The sequence below is a fragment of the Mesorhizobium sp. P2_B11 genome (assembly GCF_056404855.1).
In genome coordinates, this window is record NZ_JBFUDF010000001.1 from 125,728 (window position 1) to 143,059 (window position 17,332).

Here is a 17,332-nt window from a genome sequence, read left to right on the forward strand (position 1 = left end):
GAACTGCTCGAGACCAACGGATGAAAGATCCGGCATGAAGATTCCGAAATCCATTCTGATCGATCCGGACAACAACAAGGCCTATGCCGCCTTTGCCGTTGCCGTGTCGGTCTTTGCCTTCGCCTATTCCACCAATTTCGGCCAGATACTGATCCTCGCCTACTATCTGGTGTGGCTGCCGCTGCTGTTCGTCGACTACCGGCGCTTCGCGCGCGATCTTTCCAGCGCCTGGCTGCCGCTGCTTTTTGCCGCCTATGTCTGCCTGTCGCTGTTCTGGTCGCAAGCGGCCGGCACCAGCGCGCGGGCGGGGCTGCAATATTTCTCCCACATCCTCTGCGCCTACATCGCCGCGCGCACCATCAGCACACGCACGCTGGTGCTGGGCTCGCTGATCGGCATCTTCATCGTGCTGCTTTACTCGCTGAAGGTCGGCGCCTATGCGCTCGACACGATCGACGGCACCACCAATTTCGTCGGCGCCTTCGGCTCCAAGAACCAGATCGGCTTCTTCGCCTCGCTGGGCATCTTCTTCTGCCTGGCTTTTCTGGTCTTCTACCGGCGCAACTGGATGAGCTTCGTCTGGACCGCGCCGATCATCCTGCTGTCGGTCTATATGCTGGCGATCGCCCATTCGGCGACGTCGGTCGCTTCGCTGCCGGCGGTGATCGGCGTCGTTGCCTTGCTCACCATGAGCAAGGTTCTGTCGCGCCGTTATCGCCGCGTGCTGTTCGTCGTCGGGGCCGGCGCGCTGGTGGCGGGTGTGGTGGCTGCGCTGAATCTCGGCCTGCTCGACGTCGTGCTCGGCATCTTCGGCAAGGATTCGACGCTTACTGGCCGCACCTATCTGTGGGAACAGGGCTGGGAAGCCGCACAGCAGCGTCCGCTGCTCGGCTATGGCTATGCCGCCTACTGGATACAGGGCTTTGCCGATCCGGAACGGCTATGGGCGGAGTTCTACATCTCGACCCGCACCGGCTTCCATTTCCACAACACCTATATCGAGACGCTGGTCGAACTCGGCTTTGTCGGCGTGGTCATGCTGGCGCTGATCATCCTGCGTTCCTTCTATGGCCATGTTTCGAAAGTGGTGTTCGGCGACTGGAGTGCCGATTCGGTGGTGCTTGCCGGCGCGGTCGGCATGATGCTGATCCGCTCCTTCTTCGAGGTCGAGATCCTCGGCCCCTATTTCATGGCCTCGTTCATCGTCTATTACGGCCTGTTCAAGCTGCGCCCGGTGCCGGTTGCCAGGGCAAGCCGGACCTATGCTCCGGTGCCGGACGAGAAGGTGCCCAACGGCCGCATGCCGGCACGCGTCTGACGGTTCAGGCACGGCTGTCGCGAAGAGAGTTTTGCGAAGAGGACCCCACCCTTAATCCCTCCCCACAAGGGGGAGGGAAAGCTGCCGCACGCCTTCGCTGATCAGGTTCAGCCAAGCATCAATAAATCTGCTGCGGTCAGCGCAAACGGAAGTCTCCCTCCCCCTTGTGGGGAGGGATTAAGGGTGGGGTACTCGTAGGGCGAAAGCCTTACTTGCGGCCGTCCTGGAGGATTAGGCGACTGCCCGCTTGCGCTGCATCAGCCGCTGCAGGAAGCGCCGCAGTGGCTCGTCATAGAGACGCGTGGCGATGTCGGCGATGACGACGACCGAACCCGCCATGACGATGCCGAACCAGGGATGATGCGCGAACGGGTCGATCGCGGCGGCCTTGCCGGCGCCGGCGATGATCATCAGCATCGGCGTGTGGATGATGTAGATCGGGTAGGAAATTCGCCCGAGCCAGCCATAGAGGCCTGACAGGCGCGGAGCCGTCGGCGCCACAGCGCCGACCACCACCAGGGCCGGGAAGATGAAGACGATGCAGGCGAGATCGTAGGCGACGCGGGCGCCGCCGGCCGGCGCGATGGCGAAGACGACAAGCGTCAGCGCGATCGCGGCCTCGACCCACCAGCCATGCCGCAGGAAGCCGAGCCCGCTTTGATAGCGCGCCATGGAACGGCAAAGCAGCACGCCGAGAAAGAACGAGAAACAGACGCGCGGCAGTCCGCTGATGATGGTCGCGCCGGTCATGCCGAAGTCGAGCGTGCCGGCCACGATCGAGGCGACCACCAGCAGCACGAGGCTGACGGCGATGAGGACTGTCAGCACGCGGTTCGTCAGCAGGACGAAGACGGCGACATAGGCGATGTTGACGATCAGCTCGAAGAACAGCGACCACGACGCCGGATTGAGCGGAAAGATCGTGTGATAGGCGTCGCTGACCAGCGGGATGAAGAACATGCCCGTTGTCAGCATCGTGCCGATCTCGGACAGCGGCATGTATTCGGCCGGAATCAGCCGGTTCTTGACCATGAGATAGAAGAAGCCAAGCAGCGTGCCGGCGAGATAGAGCGGGTAGAGACGGATCAGGCGGATCGCCACGAAGGTGCCGAAACCCATGCCGTTCTCGATCTTGCGGTCATAGGCATGCGCGATGACGAAGCCGCTGAGCAGGAAGAACAGGTCGACCGCCAGATAGCTCGACGGCAGCACCTTGCCGTCGGCCAGGAACGGCGAGAAGTGGTAGAGCATCACGCTGATCGCCGCCACGCCGCGGATGGCGTCGAGATTGAGGTAGACGTGGCGCGGGGCGGCGGGTTGCATGGGATGCCTTCAAGCGGTCGAAACGGAATTGCTCGCTCGCGCCTTGGCGCGAACGAGCCGAACTTATTCCTCCCGCCTCCGTTGCGCGGACCTCGTCGAGTGAGACCCCGCGACAGGAACTACTGGCTGGCCGTAGGCGCCAGCTTCACCTTGATGACGTCGCCCGGCAGCACCGGCGTGTCTTCCTTGGCGTCGATCTCGCTGGTCTTGCCGTCGGCAACGCGCACCAGCGAATAGGTGAGCGTCGGCTCTTCATTGTTGTTTGTGATGGCGGCAGTCGTGGCGGGATCCGATGCCTGGGTGATCAGGCCCTTTTGCATGTTGACCCTGAGTGCCGCCTCATTGAGGTCCGCCTCGACCTGCTGCCGGTCGGCGGCAAGGCTCGAGCTCAACGTGTTCTGGGCATCGATGGCGTCCTGCGTCGCTTTGCTGACCGACTGCTTGGCGGTGAGGATCGCCGTCTCATAGTCCAGGATCTTGCCTTGCAGGTCGGTGACCGATTGCTGCGAGGAAAGCAGGCGTGCGTTGGCGACCAGGCCCTTTTGCGCCAGCGGACCGATGCTGTCCGCTTGCTGCTGCGCCAGATCGACCTGCTTCTGCTGGTTGACGATCTTTTTCTGCAGCGCCTCGATTTCGGACTGCAGAACCCCTTTCAGATCGTCGAGCGCCTGCAGCTTCAGCTTCAGCGCCTTCTGGTCGGAGGTCAGGATCTGCATTTCGTCGGCGACGATGGTCGGCAAGCGCGGATCGCCCTCGACCTCCTTCGGCGCCTCGAAACTCGCCTGTCCCGCGAGGTCGGCGTCGATGCGGGCACGCTTGACGATCAGCCGCACGCGCTGGTCGTCATAAATGTCGAAATTGCCTTTGGCGGTGACCAGGTCCTTGCCGAGCTGCGAGCCGTAGTCGGCGTTGCGCCTGATGCCGCCGGCAATGCTGATCGCTTTCAGCACGGTCAGTTCGGGCACATAGGGGAACTGGCCCGGCGTCTGGATTTCGCCCGAAATGTAAAACGGCCGGAACTGCACCATTTCCACCGAAGCTTCCGGCTTGTCCGACAAGGCAAGCTTGCGCTGCAAGGCAACGCTGATGGCGGCCGCAATCTCCGACGTGGTCTTGCCGGCAGCCGGCAATTCGCCGACGAACGGCACCGACAGATTGCCGGCCGGCCCGACCGAATATTCGCCGTTCACCGCCGACCAGTCACGGAAGGTGCCTTCAACCGTCTGCCATTCGGCGACGCGGATGTTGAGCTTGTCCTGCGAGCCGAGCCGGTACTCGTCGGCCATTGCGGGAACAGCGAGCGCCGGAACCGTGAGCGACAGTGCGAGGCACGTGGCAACGAGCCGTGCCGGCCGCATCGGGCCGGCAAGGCGACAATATGCTGATAGGTTTGTTTTCAACTGAACGTTTCCGATCCGTTTTGGCCCCATCCGCCCGATAGGCCTGCTGCCGAGTGCCAGTTGAGCACCGCGGCTGCAATGCAAGACCGGCCCGTCGCCGCATGGCTTGGGGCCGGATTGGCTTCGGGCCGGACCGGCCCGATTGCTGACCCGTTGCGGTCGGTCAGTAGGAACCGCGCGACATCCATACCGCAGGCACGGTCTTGAGGATGATGCGAACGTCTTCGAACAGCGACCAGTTCTCGACATAGTGGCGATCGAACGCGACGCGGCTGTCATAAGAGACATCGTTGCGCCCACTGACCTGCCAGAGCCCGGTCAGGCCCGGCCGCGACTTCAGATAGTAGACCGCAGCACTTCCATAGATCTCAAGCTCGTCGCGCACCACGGGACGAGGCCCGACAAGGCTCATGTCGCCCTGCAGGATGTTGATGATCTGCGGCAACTCGTCGAGGCTGAGTTTGCGCAGAACGGCGCCGACGCGGGTGACGCGCGGATCATTCTTCAGCTTGCGGGTCGCGATCCACTCGGCGTTGGCTTCCGGGTTGGCCGCCAGATAAGCGGTCAGCACGCGTTCGCCGTCTTCGACCATGGTGCGGAACTTGAGGCAGGGGAAAATCCGCCCGCCGCGCCCGATTCGCTTGTGTCCGTAGAAGATCGAGCCACCGTCGGAAAGCTTGACCAGAAGGGCCACCATCAGGAACAGCGGGCTGAGCGCCACCAGGCCGACAAGTGAACCGAAAATATCGAAACTGCGCTTTAGCAGCCCGCCGATTGGTGGCGGAAAATCTACGCCGACCTGCGAAAATGCCGCGTTGGCCGACTTGGCAACATCCCTCATGCAAAAGCTCCATACGTTGAACGGATGGTTTATGTCACGATACCAAAAAAATGCTGCAGCGCAACACACAATTTCCCATACGGGTGAAATAGTCACGTCATGAATTGACTAAATAATAAACGTCTCCTGCCCAAATTTTGCCCTTTATGGCACGTTTGTGACGAACAACGAGCAACACAAGAAAATGCAGTGCCGTTTTGGGGCCGTTTTTGGGCGAATCGTCCTTTGCCGCAGAGGGAATGGCTTTAACTGATTTTCGAATCCGTCGTTTTGCTAATGTAATCAAATAAAATACTAATCAACATCATACATTTTACTGCAGCATAAATTGCGTGGCGAGTTAGGCCACCACCCCTGCGTGTGCATCGCAGCATGGCAGAGTCGAAGGCCTCGGCAGACTGAAAATTATCGCCGGTTGCCCTTGCTGTCAGTTTCGCGCCTTAATAGAGTCGCAAATTATTTCTGTTAGAGTCTGGATGGGTTGGGAAGGCCGGAAGCAACCGGCCGAAAAAGAGCAGCTGAATAAGCTCGCATGGCGAATGGGGAGATACTCGGGTGGGTAAGTCATCGCTTTTGCATGCTCGGGCCGGTTGACGGGCCGCCGATCATGTCATTACCAAAATTCGTCATTGGAATGGTTTTCGCCCTCGCGATTGTAGTCGCGTGGTCCTATGCCGACGGCGCGACGGTCACCACAACGGTGCTTCGCGTCATTGGCTGCGCTGTCCTCATCCAGATCGGTTATTTCCTGCTGGTCTATGTGATGATCGCCAGGAGCGCGCCGACATCGGCCGACAGGGCTCGCGACGCCGAACGAAGCCTGGGCGCGGAAAAGTCGGCCGAAGGCGAGAAGCTCTCGGCCAGGCGCAGCGTGCATTGAACACAGGCTGAGGGCGGCGCAACGCCGGCCTCGGATCGTCTGCAGCCGGACTCAGCTTGCCTCGGCCGGCTCCGGTTCCGATTGCTCGCCTGAAAGCATTTTGGACAGGCGGCTGCCGGCCTTCGCCTTCAACCTCTGATATTGCCCAACTTCGACGATCCGGCCGGCTTCGATCGCAACCACCCAGTCGGCGAAGGCTATCATCGATGGCCTGTGCGCGATGGTCAGGATGGTCATCGATCCGCGCAACCCATCGATCGATTTGGCGATCAGGGATTGGTTCTGCCAGTCGAGCGCGCTGGTCGCCTCATCGAGAATGAGCAGCAAGGGCTTGCGCAGCAGCGCGCGCGCCAGTGCTATGCGCTGGCGTTCGCCGCCCGAAAGCCGCACGCCGCGATCGCCGACCACCGTGTCGAGCTTCAGCTCCAGCCGTTCGACGAAGTCGGCGCCATGCGCGGCGCGCAGCGCGGCCCACAGTTCCTCGTCGCTGGCTTGCGGCGCGGCGAGGCGCAGGTTGGAGGCGATGGTGTCGTGCAGCAGGAACACATCCTGCGGCACATAGGCCACCTGATCGCGCCAGCGCCGCCGGTTCGCACCATTGATCTCGACGCCGTCGGCCAGGATCTTGCCTTCGCTCGGCTCCAGCAGGCCAAGCAGCATGTCGGCGAGCGTGCTCTTGCCCGAGCCTGACGGGCCGATCAGTGCCGTCACCTTGCCGGCGGGAAGACCGAAGGTGACGTCGCTCACCACCGGCTTGCCGCCGGCCTCATAGGCAAAGGAGACGTTGCGAATGTTGAGCCCGATATCGAGCGACAGCTTGGCGTCGGATTCGACACTCGCCGGTTCGCGCTCGGCATCGAAACGCGCCTGCATGTCGCGCATCGAGGCGTAGGCGGGCAGATTGATCAGCACCTGCTGCGCCTGCATCTGCATATCCATGAAGCGCGGCGCAATGCGCATGAACACCAAAAGCAGCACGACGATCTCGGCCAGCGAAAGATTGAAGCGGACCAAAGCGACATAGATGAACAGGCTGAGGCCGATGACGCTGGCGACCTGGAACAAAGCCGTGCCGATGGTGCTGTTGCGGACATAATTGATGTTGTCCGTCTTCATCTTCTCCAGCGTCGCGCGAAGCTGCGCGTAGTAGGTCGCTTCGACGTTCAGGCTCTTGGCCACCTTGATGCCGCCGAGGAACTCCGAGACCGTGCGGTACTGCTCCTGGCGATTGGTGGTCAAAACCCGGCCGAAGGCGCTCGCCCGCGCCCGAAACGGCTGCAGCGCCAGGAACATGACTATGCCGATGACGATGGCGAACGCGGTCATGACAGGCGAAATGAACAGCGAAACCACGAGATAGCCCGCCGACAGCACTGCGATCTGCACCAGAAGCAGCAGCGAGAACGCCGCCGATTGCACGCGGTCGATGTCGCCGGTCAGCGCATGGTCGAGATCGGAGCTGCGCATGCGGGCAAAAATGCCCCAGCGCGCTTTGCCGATGCTCTCGAACAGGTTCATGCGCAGCCGGTTGATGAAGTCGAGCAGCAGCCGCGCCATGTAGACGGATTTGTAGCGGTTGAACGCCGCCTGCAGCGCGACAAGCCCGACCAACAGGCAAAGCACTGTCGTCAGTTGCAGCGTCCCGTCCGGCGCCAGCCAGCGCACGAAGTCATTGTTCGGCAGCTTGACCGCAAAGTTCTGTTCGGGTCGTCCGACCAGATGCAGCAGCGGCACCAGAAGCAGGATCGAGATGCCTTCGGTCAGGCTTCCAAGGATCAGGAACAGCAGCGCCGTCAGCGTTCTGCGCCCGCCGATCCTGGCCATGACAGCGCCTAAGCCGGCAACGTCACGGTAGAACGACAGCTCAAAGATCTTCGATGCCGACATGTCTAGTCACCGCGGCCGGTTGCCGGCCGCCAGATCGTTTTCGATCAGGGCGACGGCTTCGTCGATGCGGTCGAGCCCGGTCGGCACTTCGAGGCGGCAGACGCCGACCTGGCTGGCCAAAGCGGCGCACTGGCGAAGATGCGTCGTGGCAAAGTCGCCGACCAGAGCCGGACGGCCGAAACGCGTGACATAGGAAAATTTGATGATTGCCGGCAGGGCGCCGATGCTCGGCAGCGGCGTGATTGCCGCCTTGTCGCCGCGCTCGAGGATGTAGATCCGCGTCGCCGGCACCGCATCTGCCGAAAATCCGCCATGCAGGCGATGCTGCATCTTGTCGATGGCCGCATGCACTTGCGGACGTATTTCTGCCTGGCCGAGCGGTATGGCGGCGGCGGCATCGGCGGCGAGTTTTAGTTGCGGAAAGCCCGGAACGATCATTGGCTGTTCGGTGAGATCGAGCGCCACGACATCGTCGGTCAGCAAGCGATGTCCGGCGCGGATCATCGCGCTCGCCGTCGTCGATTTGCCGGCGCCCTTGTCGCCCATGAAAACAGCGCTCTTGCCGCCAACGGCAATGGCGCTGGCATGCAGGATGAGCAGGCCGCGCTGGTGCAGGAGCAGCGCCATGACCGGGCCGAGCAGCGGAAACGCCAGCAGCGCATCGTCAACATCAGGCGCCGGCTCCACCTCGATGCGGCAGGCGTCGGTGATCAGGAAGGCGCCGACCGTCTGCCACGCAAGATATTGCTGCTGTGGCTCGAAGCGGAAAGCGGTTCCGGTCTCGGGTGAGGGTTTTGGCAGGTCGATCCGGCCGACCGTGATCAGGACATCGACAGAGGCCGGCGCGCTCGGCTCCAGCTCGGGCAATTCGATCTCTGAGCTGATCGTCAGCCCATAAGCCTTGTAGAAATGCGGCATGCGGTCTGCACCCGGATGGCGGTGATCAGCGGCGAGCGACATGTTGGCCGGCGTCATGCATGGCTCCCGCGCAGTTGCACTTGCCGCAGCCACAGCGACAGCGCGATCGAGCGCCAGACATACTGGACATCGGGCAAGGTGGCGGCCTCAGGCTGGCTGGAAATGCGGCCATAGGCGGCGGTTACTGCCGCCAGGTTGACGTAGGGCGCGATCCGATCCGCGTCCTTCACCAGCACCTTGTCCAGAAGATCGCGGTGGTTGCCCAGCATGCCTTTGACCAGATTGGAGGTGAAATCGATCTTGTCGCGCCGCCATTGCACCTCAGGCGGCAGAATCCCTTCCATGGCGCGCCGCAGAACCGAACGGCCAAAGCCCTGGTTCAGTTTCTCGGCACCTGGCAGCGCCAGGCAGAACTCGACCAGCGGCTTGTCCCAAAAGGGATAGCGCGGCTCGACGCCAAAATTGGCGGCGGCCTTGTCGAGGACCTCGAAGGCGTGCGGTACCATGCCGCTCGACAGCAGCCAGCGATGGGTCAGGGTCTCGCTGGCTGAGACCGCGGGCGGCATATAGCCGGCCCGACGAAACCGCTCGACGAGGTCGGTGCGCATCGCCAGATCCGGATTGATCAGGCCGCGCCAGCTCGTCGCCGGTCGCCCGTTGGGACGGCGCCACAGTTTGCTGAGCGCACGGTTCGCGAGCCGCCTGATTTTCGCGATGCGCCAGGCCGGCCCGTAAAGGGTGAGGAACTGGTAGTAGAGGCCGAGCATGCCGTCGCCATAGGTGTTGGAGGCGCTGCGCAGTTCCCGCCACAGCTCCATCCATTTGCCGGCATCGGCGAGTTCGTGCAGATGGCCGTAGCCCTGCGAAACCACCTCGTCGCCGCCATGGCCGTCCAGCAGCACCTTCATGCCTTTGGCGCCTGCTGTTCTGTAGATATCGCGGGTCAGGGACAGGCCGGGCGCCAGGAACGTTTCTTCCTGCTCTTCCAGGATGCGCTCGAACTCGGCGAAAGGCGCGTAATTGCCGACGGAAATCAAGGTGCCGTCGACCTTCTGCTGCGCCAGCACCGCCTCGATGAAGGGCCGCTCGTCCATCGGCGAGCCCTTTTCGAACACCAGCGAAAAGGTCGGCAGCCTGGATTTTTGCTGCGCAGCATTTTGCAGGCCCGCAACGCAAGAGATCGAGGAGGAATCGAGCCCGCCGCTCAGCATCGCTCCGACCGCCGGCGTGCCGCGCATGCGGTTGCGGACAGATTGCGAAAACAGATGGCGGAATTCCTCCGCCGCATCCTGTCGCATCGGCCTTGGCGATGGCTCGATCTGCCAGTATCGGCGCAACACCACCTGGTTGCCGGTCACCGTCAGGCTGTGGCGCGCCGGCAGGCGGAAGATATCGGCATAGGCGGTCGATTGCGGATCGTCGGGCAGCCCGGCGAGAAATCCGGAAATCTGGTGTTCGCTGATGCGCATGTCGATGCCGCCGACATCGAGGATCGGCCCGATCTCCGAGGCAAAGACGAAGCGCCGGTCGCTCGAATGGTAGTAGAAGGGTTTGACGCCGAAATGGTCGCGCACGCAAAACAGCTGCTGGCGTTCGCCATCCCAGATGGCGAAGGCGAAGTCGCCTTGCAGATGGTTGGGGCAGGCTTCGCCCCAGCGCAGATAGGCGCGCATCAACAGCACGGCGTCGGCAACCGAACTGTCCCTGATGCCGAGCCTGGCCAGCAATTCGTCGCGATTGTCCAGCCGGCAGTCGGCGGTGATCGCAAGCTTGCCGCCGGCCATCGTCAGCGGGCCGGGGCCGGCTTCATCGGTGGTGTTGAGCCAGGCGTGGCCAAGAACGACGCTTGCGTCCATCCACCACGAACTGCCGTCAGGCGCGCGATGCTGCATGCGGGCAAGCATGCGCTGGATGTCGGCCGCGGCGGCCGGCTTGCCTTCCTGCCTGAGCAGAATTCCGGCGACGCCGCTCATCGGTCACTGACCGTGATCGACAAGATGGGTAAACCTGCCAAGCGAGCCGCCAAGCACGATGTGGTCGCCGCTGACCAGCCAGGCATGCGCCTTCAATTCAGTGCCGGTATCGCGCTCGATGCCGATGCGGATCTTCGAAGCGTTGCCCTGGCGGGCAAGCAGATACTGGCCGGAAAGCGCCTGGGTGAGGCAGCTTGCGCCTGGCACCAGCCGGGCCGCGGCGGCAACGCCCCAGGCGACGCGCCTGAGATCGCCGATGCCGGCCGGCTCGCTCGCGTCGAGCCGCGTCACCACGCGGCGCACTCTGTTGTAGGAAAACAGTGTCAGCCCCAGCCGCACCGCGACGACCACCGCGAGGCAGTGGGCGAGGAAGAGCATCTTCGGCCCGCTCAGCGAGAGGACTCTAGACAAGTTCCTCATCATGGAGCCTCGCAAGCCCGGCGTCCGCCAGGCCTTTCAACAATCCGTCGACATCGGCCTTGCAGCGTTCGGGCTCGACATTGTAGCGCTCGAGCACGGCGCTGCGGATTTCCGCAATCGGCTTCGGCTCCTGGATCAGTTCCCAAATATAGGCCCCGACGCTGTTCAGGCTGTAGTAGATGTTGGACCGCATATCGAGCAGCGCCAGGCCGTTGCCGAATTCGCAGGCAACCGCATCCTTGCTCGCGCTCACCCGATCATGCTCCGAGGGGTTCCAGTCCATCCTAAACCTCGCTCACACGACACACTGCTTACAACACCAACGCTTCGGCACTTCCAGACAGCGCGCGAGAGCCGGGACCGGAGCCCCGACTCTCCTTAGTGCGCTCTGTTTCAGAGTCCGGACTTGTCACCCCAACGAGAATAGTCTCAGGAGAAGGTGAGTTCGCCGACCGGCGTATGTGCCGGAAACGAGGCGTCGAGAGCTGTCGAGCCGCTACCGCCTTGCGTGATGGTCTCGATCGAGCCGTGGACCGTCAGGCTAGGGGTTTCGTACTCATGCTTTTCAACATTCTGTTCCATTTTACTCTCCAATACGGACTGGAAGCGGCCTGTCGATTGCCGGCAGCGGTCTATTGCTGCACCGCGATAGCTGCATGGCAGCATTTATGAGTCAAGTCTGATTTACCCGCCGTTAATCAATTCTCGGTTGCGGCTGCCTTCAAGGGTGATCAAAACGCTTGCATCTGCACTCTAGCCGCCCATCCCGGGTGAATTCAACAATCTATCCGTGGCCATTAATTAAGCATATGATTTGATTACACTAAATTTTCCAACTGGAATGCCCACCTTTTAGGCTCGAGCGAAGTCGCACGAAAATTGCTGCAGTTGTGCCGCCGGCGGATCCGATCCCGCCGACACCTGTGCTGCGTTGCACAATTGCGTCGATAAACGCTATGGTTGTAGGCTAACCGGCCTCAAAGGAAAAACTGGACGCGGCAGCTGAATTTGGCGATGCTTTCCTTCGCACTTGCAATATAACGCGCCTCACAAAATTTTTTGCGGAGATGCTGCAGCATATGGCCTTGCAGGAAGGGACCTTCGAGAGATTGCGCGCCGCCGGTTGCGCCGACGAAGTGGCCTATGTCCAGGCGTGCCTGCGGCTGTTCTTCAACCCGGAGGCGAGTGCCAGCACCGCGCCTGCCCCAGCCATCTCCGTTGCCGATGTTTACGACATCGCGCGGCTGAACAAGGTCGCGACCTTTGTGCTGAAGGCCTTATCACGCCCACCCGGAGGCGAGACCCCACCTGGGCTGCTCGCGTGGCTCGACACCTACCGTCGGCGAACGATCGCGATGAACTCGACCGGCATCATGGATTCGATGGCCATCGACGGGGCGCTGCGCGACAGCAGGATCGATTTCGTCTTCCTGAAGGGACCGTTCCAGCAGCAACTGCTCTATGGCGACCATTTCATGAAGCCGTCCGGCGATGTCGACATATTGGTGTCGCCGGCCGGCTTCTTCAAAGCCCGCGATGCACTGCGCTCGATCGGCTACGAGGTCGCCGGCAAGTCCCGCTCTGTCTGGTGGGTGCGGTTTTTGGGCGAACAGCACATGGTTCGCAGCCAAGGCGAGAGACTGTCCACCGTCGATCTCCATTACCGGCTGCAGCAGCCGGGATCGCCAAGCCCACGCGACACGGACGGCTTCCTGCGCCGCAAGCGCATGCTTGCGATCGCCGGCTCCAGCGTGCCCTTCATTTCGGCTTCCGACACTTTGCTTTTGTCCTGCATCAGCGTTGCCAAGGCACTGTTCAACCGCGAGCCATGCGCGGGCTATGTCTGCGATATCAGGGCCGCCGCCAGCCGCCTGAGCGAGGCAGAGCAGCAGACCGTGCTCGACCATGCGGCCGAGCAGGGGCTGGCCGACACGCTGCTGCTGGGCCTGCGCGCCGCCGACGTGCTGCTTGGCGGCGCCGGCACGCTGCTGTCGGATCAGGCGACGCGGATCCTGTCACGCATCGGCAATGAAGATTTGTTCCACATGGTCATCGCGCCGTGGCTGTCGTCGCTGAGATGGCCGCAGCGGCGGACGGTTTTGTGGGAACTGTGCGGCCGCGAACCGGTCCGCTACCTGACCGAGGCCGGCTGGGCTGCGTCCGCCGACCTCAGCCGGCGGATTTTCGAACGGCCGGAAGGCCGGTGATGATGGCTATCGCGGAACGGCAGCAGGCAGAGACGATTCCGTCCCGGTTGGGTGGCGACGGATCATGGGAGGATGGGTTGGGGCACCCTGCGGTGGATAAGGGGCAGGGCAAAGTCAGCAACCATCCATGGAATTGAAAGGCGCCCCCATGACAGTACCCCAGGTCTGCGTGATCATCGCGGCCCGCAACGCGGCCCGGACCATTCCCGCGGCCATTGCGTCTGCGCTGCGCGAGCCGGAGGTGGCGGAAGTCGTCGTCGTCGACGATGCCTCCACCGACGACACCGCAAAAGTCGCCACCGCCGCCGACGATGGCACCGGCCGGCTGTCGGTCATCCGCCTCGACCTCAACCGTGGCCCGTCCTTTGCCCGCAATGCCGCCATCGCCGGCTCCAAATCGCCCTTCATCAGCATTCTCGACGCCGATGATTTCTTCCTTGAGGGCCGGTTCCGCCAGTTGTTTGCCAGTACCGATTGGGATTTCGCCGCCGACAACATCATGCTGATCCGTGACGATACGGCGACCGATGTTTCCAAGATCGTCGCCCCGTCCTTTTCGGCCGAGCCGGAGTTCCTGGATTTCGAGCGCTTCATCGAAGGCAACATCTCCAGGCGGCGCGTCCAGCGCGGCGAACTCGGCTTTCTCAAACCAGTCATATCAAGGGCTTTCCTCGACCGGCACGGGCTGCGCTACGACGAGAACCTGCGTCTGGGCGAAGACTATGAACTCTATGCCCGCGCCTTTGCACTTGGCGCGCGATTCAAGGTCATCCGCTCCTGCGGCTATGGCGCGATCGTGCGTGCCGATTCGCTGAGCGGCCGCCACAAGACGCAAGATCTGAAGCGTCTGGCCGATGCCGATCTGGCGCTGCTCAAGATCGACAGCCTGCCGGAAGGCTCCAAGGCCGTGCTGCGCAAGCACGAGCGGCATGTGCGCGACAAATACCGGCTGCGTAATTTCCTCGATGTGAAGGCCGAGCGCGGCATGGCCTCGGCCGCCGCCTATGCGCTGGCCAGCCAGTCCAACCTCATTCCCATCGTTGTCGGCGTCGCCTCCGACAAGCTCGATGCGTTGTTTCGCCACGCTGGTTTGTCACCGCGGCAGCAGCCCGTGCCGCCCTTGCGGTTCCTCATGGCCGGCACCACCATCACGGCGGAAAAGTAGGCTCCGCTTAAGCCCGGGCAGCCACCGCGAGAGGCGAAAAAATTGCGTTTCTGAAACTCAAAGGTTGCCTACGCGTTCCGACGATGGCACTGTATGTTGCGGTGCAGCAATTTTGGAAGGCCAAGCGGATGGCTTCGATTTTCAGCTTCAGGTCCAGGGACCCGGCCCGGGACAAGCAGACCGATCTGGCGCGTTTCGACCGTCTGGCAAAGCTGCTGGATCAGATCGCGGCCGAAATCGCGGCCGAGAAAACCGGACTGGAGAACCGCTACCGGTCGAAGTCCACCAACGCGGCCTTCCTGGTCGAATCGATGGAGAACGGGTCAGCATCGGCAAGCAAGCAGTCGGAAGTCGGCAATCTGACGAAGTCGATTCTGAACTGCGAACAGCGCATCGCCGAATTGGTGCGCCAGACCAGCCGGATGAAGGAACTGCGTCATTCACTCGACGCGATCGTCGAGGAAAATGGCCAGGGTTCCGAGCAGCAAGGTGACTACGTCAAATCCGCGGGCCGCTTCGGCTGAAGCCGGTCATACGAGGCACAGAAGAGAAAGTTTCGGGGACGGAGGATCGGGATCGGCCCATTAGCAATGTGGGCCAGTCGGTGACTTTGGGTTGGGGCGGAACAGCACAAAGGTGAATTGATATGAACGCAGATCCGAAGACCATCGTGACAATCGATGCCATGGCGTCGGCGCAGCCAAGTCGGCAATTGCGTCTTCTCTCCGTCGGTGCGCTTCTGCTGGCGGCAGCCGCAGCACTCTTCGGCGCCGCGCAGCCCTCCCGCGCCCAGGATGCCTCCCCGGAGATGCAAAGCGCTCCGTCCTTCGTCGACGATTTCAAGAGTTTCGATCGTTCGCGCTGGTATGTTTCCGACGGTTGGTCGAACGGCAACCATCAGAACTGCACCTGGTCGAAAAGCCTGGTCAAACTTTCCGACAACATGCTGACGCTCGGCTTCGAAAAGCGCAAACTGAAGGACCGCGAGTTCGCCTGCGCAGAGATCCAGACCAAGCAGCGCTTCGGCTACGGGACCTATGAGGCGCGGATGAAGACCGACACCGGCTCCGGTCTCAACGCCGCTTTCTTCACCTATATCGGCCCTGCCGACAAACAGCCCTGGTATGAGATCGACTTCGAGGTCCTGACCAAGGATACCTCCAAGGTGCAGGTCAACAGCTACATCGCCGGCAAGCCCAAGAACGAGAAACTGGCCGAGGTCGAAGGCGGCACCGACAAGGGCTTCAACGACTATGCCTTCATCTGGGAAAAGGACCGGCTGCGCTGGTACGTTAACGGCAAGCTGGTCCAGGAAGTAACCGACCCGGAGGAATTGCCGACCCATTCGCAGAAGATATTCTTCAGCCTCTGGGGCAGCGACACACTGAAAAGCTGGATGGGCGCCTTTTCGGATCCCGGCCGCCAGGTGTCGATGCAGGTGCAACGCGTCGCCTTCACCGCGCTCGGCCAGCCGTGCCAGTTTCCAGAATCGCTGGCATGTAGTGTAAGCAGCATAAAGTAGATCTGAACCGGCTCGGCCATGTCAGGCCAAAGGGCGTGAACAGGAATTAACCCGAATGAATTTGACGGTCTTTGGAATTGGCTATGTCGGTCTCGTGCAGGCGGCGGTGCTGGCGGAAGTCGGGCACCAGGTGGTGTGCGTCGATGTCGATGCCAAAAAGGTCGAGCGGCTCAACCAGGGCTTCGTGCCGATTTTCGAGCCCGGACTGGAGGCCCTGGTCAAGGAGAACCACGCCGCCGGCCGCATCCAGTTCACCACCGATGCCGCAGCCGCGGTCAAGCATGGCGAGATCCAGATGATCGCGGTCGGCACGCCGCCCGGCGAGGACGGCTCGGCCGACCTCAAATACGTGCTGGCGGTGGCCGAGACCATTGGCCGCGAGATGGACAGTCCCAAGATCGTCGTCGGCAAGTCGACCGTCCCGGTCGGCACCTGCGAAAAGGTCAAGGCCAAGATTGCCGAGACGCTGAAGGCGCGCGGACGTGACGATCTGGCCTTTGACGTCGCCTCCAATCCGGAATTCCTCAAGGAAGGCTCCGCCGTCGCCGACTGCATGAAACCCGACCGCATCATCGTCGGTACCAACAGCGAGGACACCGAGGCGGTGATGCGCGAGCTCTACGCGCCGTTCAACCGCAACCACGAGAAGATGATCGTGATGGACGTGCGCAGCGCCGAATTCACGAAGTACGCCGCCAACTGCATGCTGGCGACCAAGATCTCCTTCATGAACGAGATGGCCAATCTGGCCGAGCAGCTCGGCGCCGACATCGAGGAGGTGCGCAAGGGCATCGGCTCGGATCCGCGCATCGGCTACCACTTCATCTATCCCGGCCTCGGCTATGGCGGCTCGTGCTTCCCCAAGGACGTGCGCGCGCTGATCAAGACCGCCGAAGGCGTCAAGTTCGACGCCAAGCTGCTGCGCGCCGTCGAGGAGCGCAACAACGAGCAGAAGTCGGTGCTGTTCGACAAGGTGCACCGCTATTTCAAGGGCAATCTCAAGGGCAAGACCTTTGCGCTCTGGGGCCTCGCCTTCAAGCCCAACACCGACGACATGCGCGAGGCGCCGGCGCGCGTCCTGATGGAAGCGCTGTGGCAGGCCGGCGCCAATGTGCAGGCCTATGATCCCGAGGCGATGCAGGAATGCCAGGCCATTTACGGCCTGCGTGACGATCTGCTTTTGTGCGGCACCAAGGAGGCGGCCTTGCGCGGCGCCGACGCGCTGCTGATCGCCACCGAATGGAAGAGCTTCCGCGCCCCGTCCTTCGACGCGGTGAAGGATGCGCTGACCACGCCGGTCATCTTCGACGGCCGCAACCTCTACGATCCCAAGGTCATCGCCCGCCACGGCATCGAGTATTTCTCGATCGGCAGGATGGCGGCCTGACAGGCATGAACGCAAATGCATGTCGCTCAAAAGTGGTTCCGGTTTTGGGACAACGACATGCATCGAAACAAAATACGTGTCGCTCAAAAGT

16 protein-coding genes are annotated in these 17,332 nt (G+C 62.0%); 7 read left to right on the top strand and 9 right to left on the bottom strand.

The window, feature by feature from the left end; all coding sequences use genetic code 11:
• Positions 1-34: 34 nt before the first annotated feature.
• Entirely contained in the window at positions 35-1,318 is a 1,284-nt protein-coding gene (locus AC1DYJ_RS00525; RefSeq protein WP_477279028.1) for an O-antigen ligase family protein, read from the top strand.
• A gap of 231 nt (positions 1,319-1,549) precedes the next feature.
• Here AC1DYJ_RS00525 and AC1DYJ_RS00530 read toward each other — a convergent pair whose 3' ends face one another.
• The 3 genes from AC1DYJ_RS00530 to AC1DYJ_RS00540 all read right to left on the bottom strand — a co-directional run bounded on the left by AC1DYJ_RS00530 (position 1,550) and on the right by AC1DYJ_RS00540 (position 4,882).
• Positions 1,550-2,641 carry an acyltransferase family protein gene (locus AC1DYJ_RS00530; protein WP_477279030.1) on the bottom strand — a complete coding sequence of 364 codons (1,092 nt, stop codon included), beginning with the start codon at positions 2,639-2,641 and terminating at the stop codon, positions 1,550-1,552.
• 119 nt (positions 2,642-2,760) lie between these two features.
• Positions 2,761-3,999 carry a polysaccharide biosynthesis/export family protein gene (locus tag AC1DYJ_RS00535; RefSeq protein WP_477280186.1) on the bottom strand — a complete coding sequence of 413 codons (1,239 nt, stop codon included), beginning with the start codon at positions 3,997-3,999 and terminating at the stop codon, positions 2,761-2,763.
• A 205-nt stretch (positions 4,000-4,204) separates the two neighbouring features.
• Entirely contained in the window at positions 4,205-4,882 is a 678-nt protein-coding gene (locus AC1DYJ_RS00540) for a sugar transferase (RefSeq protein WP_112560555.1), read from the bottom strand.
• Positions 4,883-5,489: 607 nt separating this feature from the next.
• Here AC1DYJ_RS00540 and AC1DYJ_RS00545 point away from each other — a divergent pair.
• Positions 5,490-5,762 carry an exopolysaccharide production repressor exox gene (locus tag AC1DYJ_RS00545; protein WP_477280187.1) on the top strand — a complete coding sequence of 91 codons (273 nt, stop codon included), beginning with the start codon at positions 5,490-5,492 and terminating at the stop codon, positions 5,760-5,762.
• A 51-nt stretch (positions 5,763-5,813) separates the two neighbouring features.
• On the opposite strand, the gene AC1DYJ_RS00550 is transcribed toward AC1DYJ_RS00545, so the two are convergent.
• From AC1DYJ_RS00550 to AC1DYJ_RS00575, 6 genes are all read right to left on the bottom strand, one after another.
• The gene (locus AC1DYJ_RS00550; RefSeq protein ID WP_477279032.1) at positions 5,814-7,649 is read right to left on the bottom strand and encodes an ABC transporter ATP-binding protein; all 1,836 of its coding nucleotides are present in this window, start codon (positions 7,647-7,649) and stop codon (positions 5,814-5,816) included.
• 6 nt (positions 7,650-7,655) lie between these two features.
• The gene (locus tag AC1DYJ_RS00555) at positions 7,656-8,624 is read right to left on the bottom strand and encodes a phosphoenolpyruvate carboxykinase (ATP) (RefSeq protein ID WP_477279034.1); all 969 of its coding nucleotides are present in this window, start codon (positions 8,622-8,624) and stop codon (positions 7,656-7,658) included.
• Entirely contained in the window at positions 8,621-10,540 is a 1,920-nt protein-coding gene (locus AC1DYJ_RS00560; protein WP_477279036.1) for a lasso peptide isopeptide bond-forming cyclase, read from the bottom strand. The genes AC1DYJ_RS00555 and AC1DYJ_RS00560 overlap by 4 nt, the downstream gene beginning before the upstream one ends.
• 3 nt (positions 10,541-10,543) lie before the next feature.
• Positions 10,544-10,951 (bottom strand): lasso peptide biosynthesis B2 protein, encoded by a 408-nt coding sequence (locus AC1DYJ_RS00565; protein WP_477279038.1) that lies wholly within the window; start codon positions 10,949-10,951, stop codon positions 10,544-10,546.
• Complete coding sequence (locus AC1DYJ_RS00570) at positions 10,944-11,213, bottom strand: PqqD family protein (RefSeq protein WP_312037240.1); 270 nt, start codon at positions 11,211-11,213, stop codon at positions 10,944-10,946. The genes AC1DYJ_RS00565 and AC1DYJ_RS00570 overlap by 8 nt, the downstream gene beginning before the upstream one ends.
• Before the next feature lie 176 nt (positions 11,214-11,389).
• On the bottom strand, positions 11,390-11,542 hold the full coding sequence (locus AC1DYJ_RS00575; protein WP_477279040.1) for a lasso peptide: 153 nt from the start codon (positions 11,540-11,542) through the stop codon (positions 11,390-11,392).
• A gap of 497 nt (positions 11,543-12,039) precedes the next feature.
• Here AC1DYJ_RS00575 and AC1DYJ_RS00580 point away from each other — a divergent pair, with 497 nt between their 5' ends.
• The 5 genes from AC1DYJ_RS00580 (at position 12,040) to AC1DYJ_RS00600 (ending at position 17,241) form a co-directional block, all read left to right on the top strand.
• Positions 12,040-13,167, top strand: a complete 1,128-nt coding sequence (locus AC1DYJ_RS00580) for a nucleotidyltransferase family protein (RefSeq protein WP_477279042.1) — start codon at positions 12,040-12,042, stop codon at positions 13,165-13,167.
• Between the two features lie 148 nt (positions 13,168-13,315).
• Positions 13,316-14,332, top strand: a complete 1,017-nt coding sequence (locus tag AC1DYJ_RS00585; protein ID WP_477279044.1) for a glycosyltransferase family 2 protein — start codon at positions 13,316-13,318, stop codon at positions 14,330-14,332.
• A gap of 128 nt (positions 14,333-14,460) precedes the next feature.
• Positions 14,461-14,856 carry a hypothetical protein gene (locus AC1DYJ_RS00590; RefSeq protein ID WP_477279046.1) on the top strand — a complete coding sequence of 132 codons (396 nt, stop codon included), beginning with the start codon at positions 14,461-14,463 and terminating at the stop codon, positions 14,854-14,856.
• A 122-nt stretch (positions 14,857-14,978) separates the two neighbouring features.
• Entirely contained in the window at positions 14,979-15,854 is an 876-nt protein-coding gene (gene exoK / locus AC1DYJ_RS00595; RefSeq protein WP_477279048.1) for an endo-1,3-1,4-beta-glycanase ExoK, read from the top strand.
• A gap of 55 nt (positions 15,855-15,909) precedes the next feature.
• Complete coding sequence (locus tag AC1DYJ_RS00600; protein ID WP_477279050.1) at positions 15,910-17,241, top strand: UDP-glucose dehydrogenase family protein; 1,332 nt, start codon at positions 15,910-15,912, stop codon at positions 17,239-17,241.
• Positions 17,242-17,332: the final 91 nt, after the last annotated feature.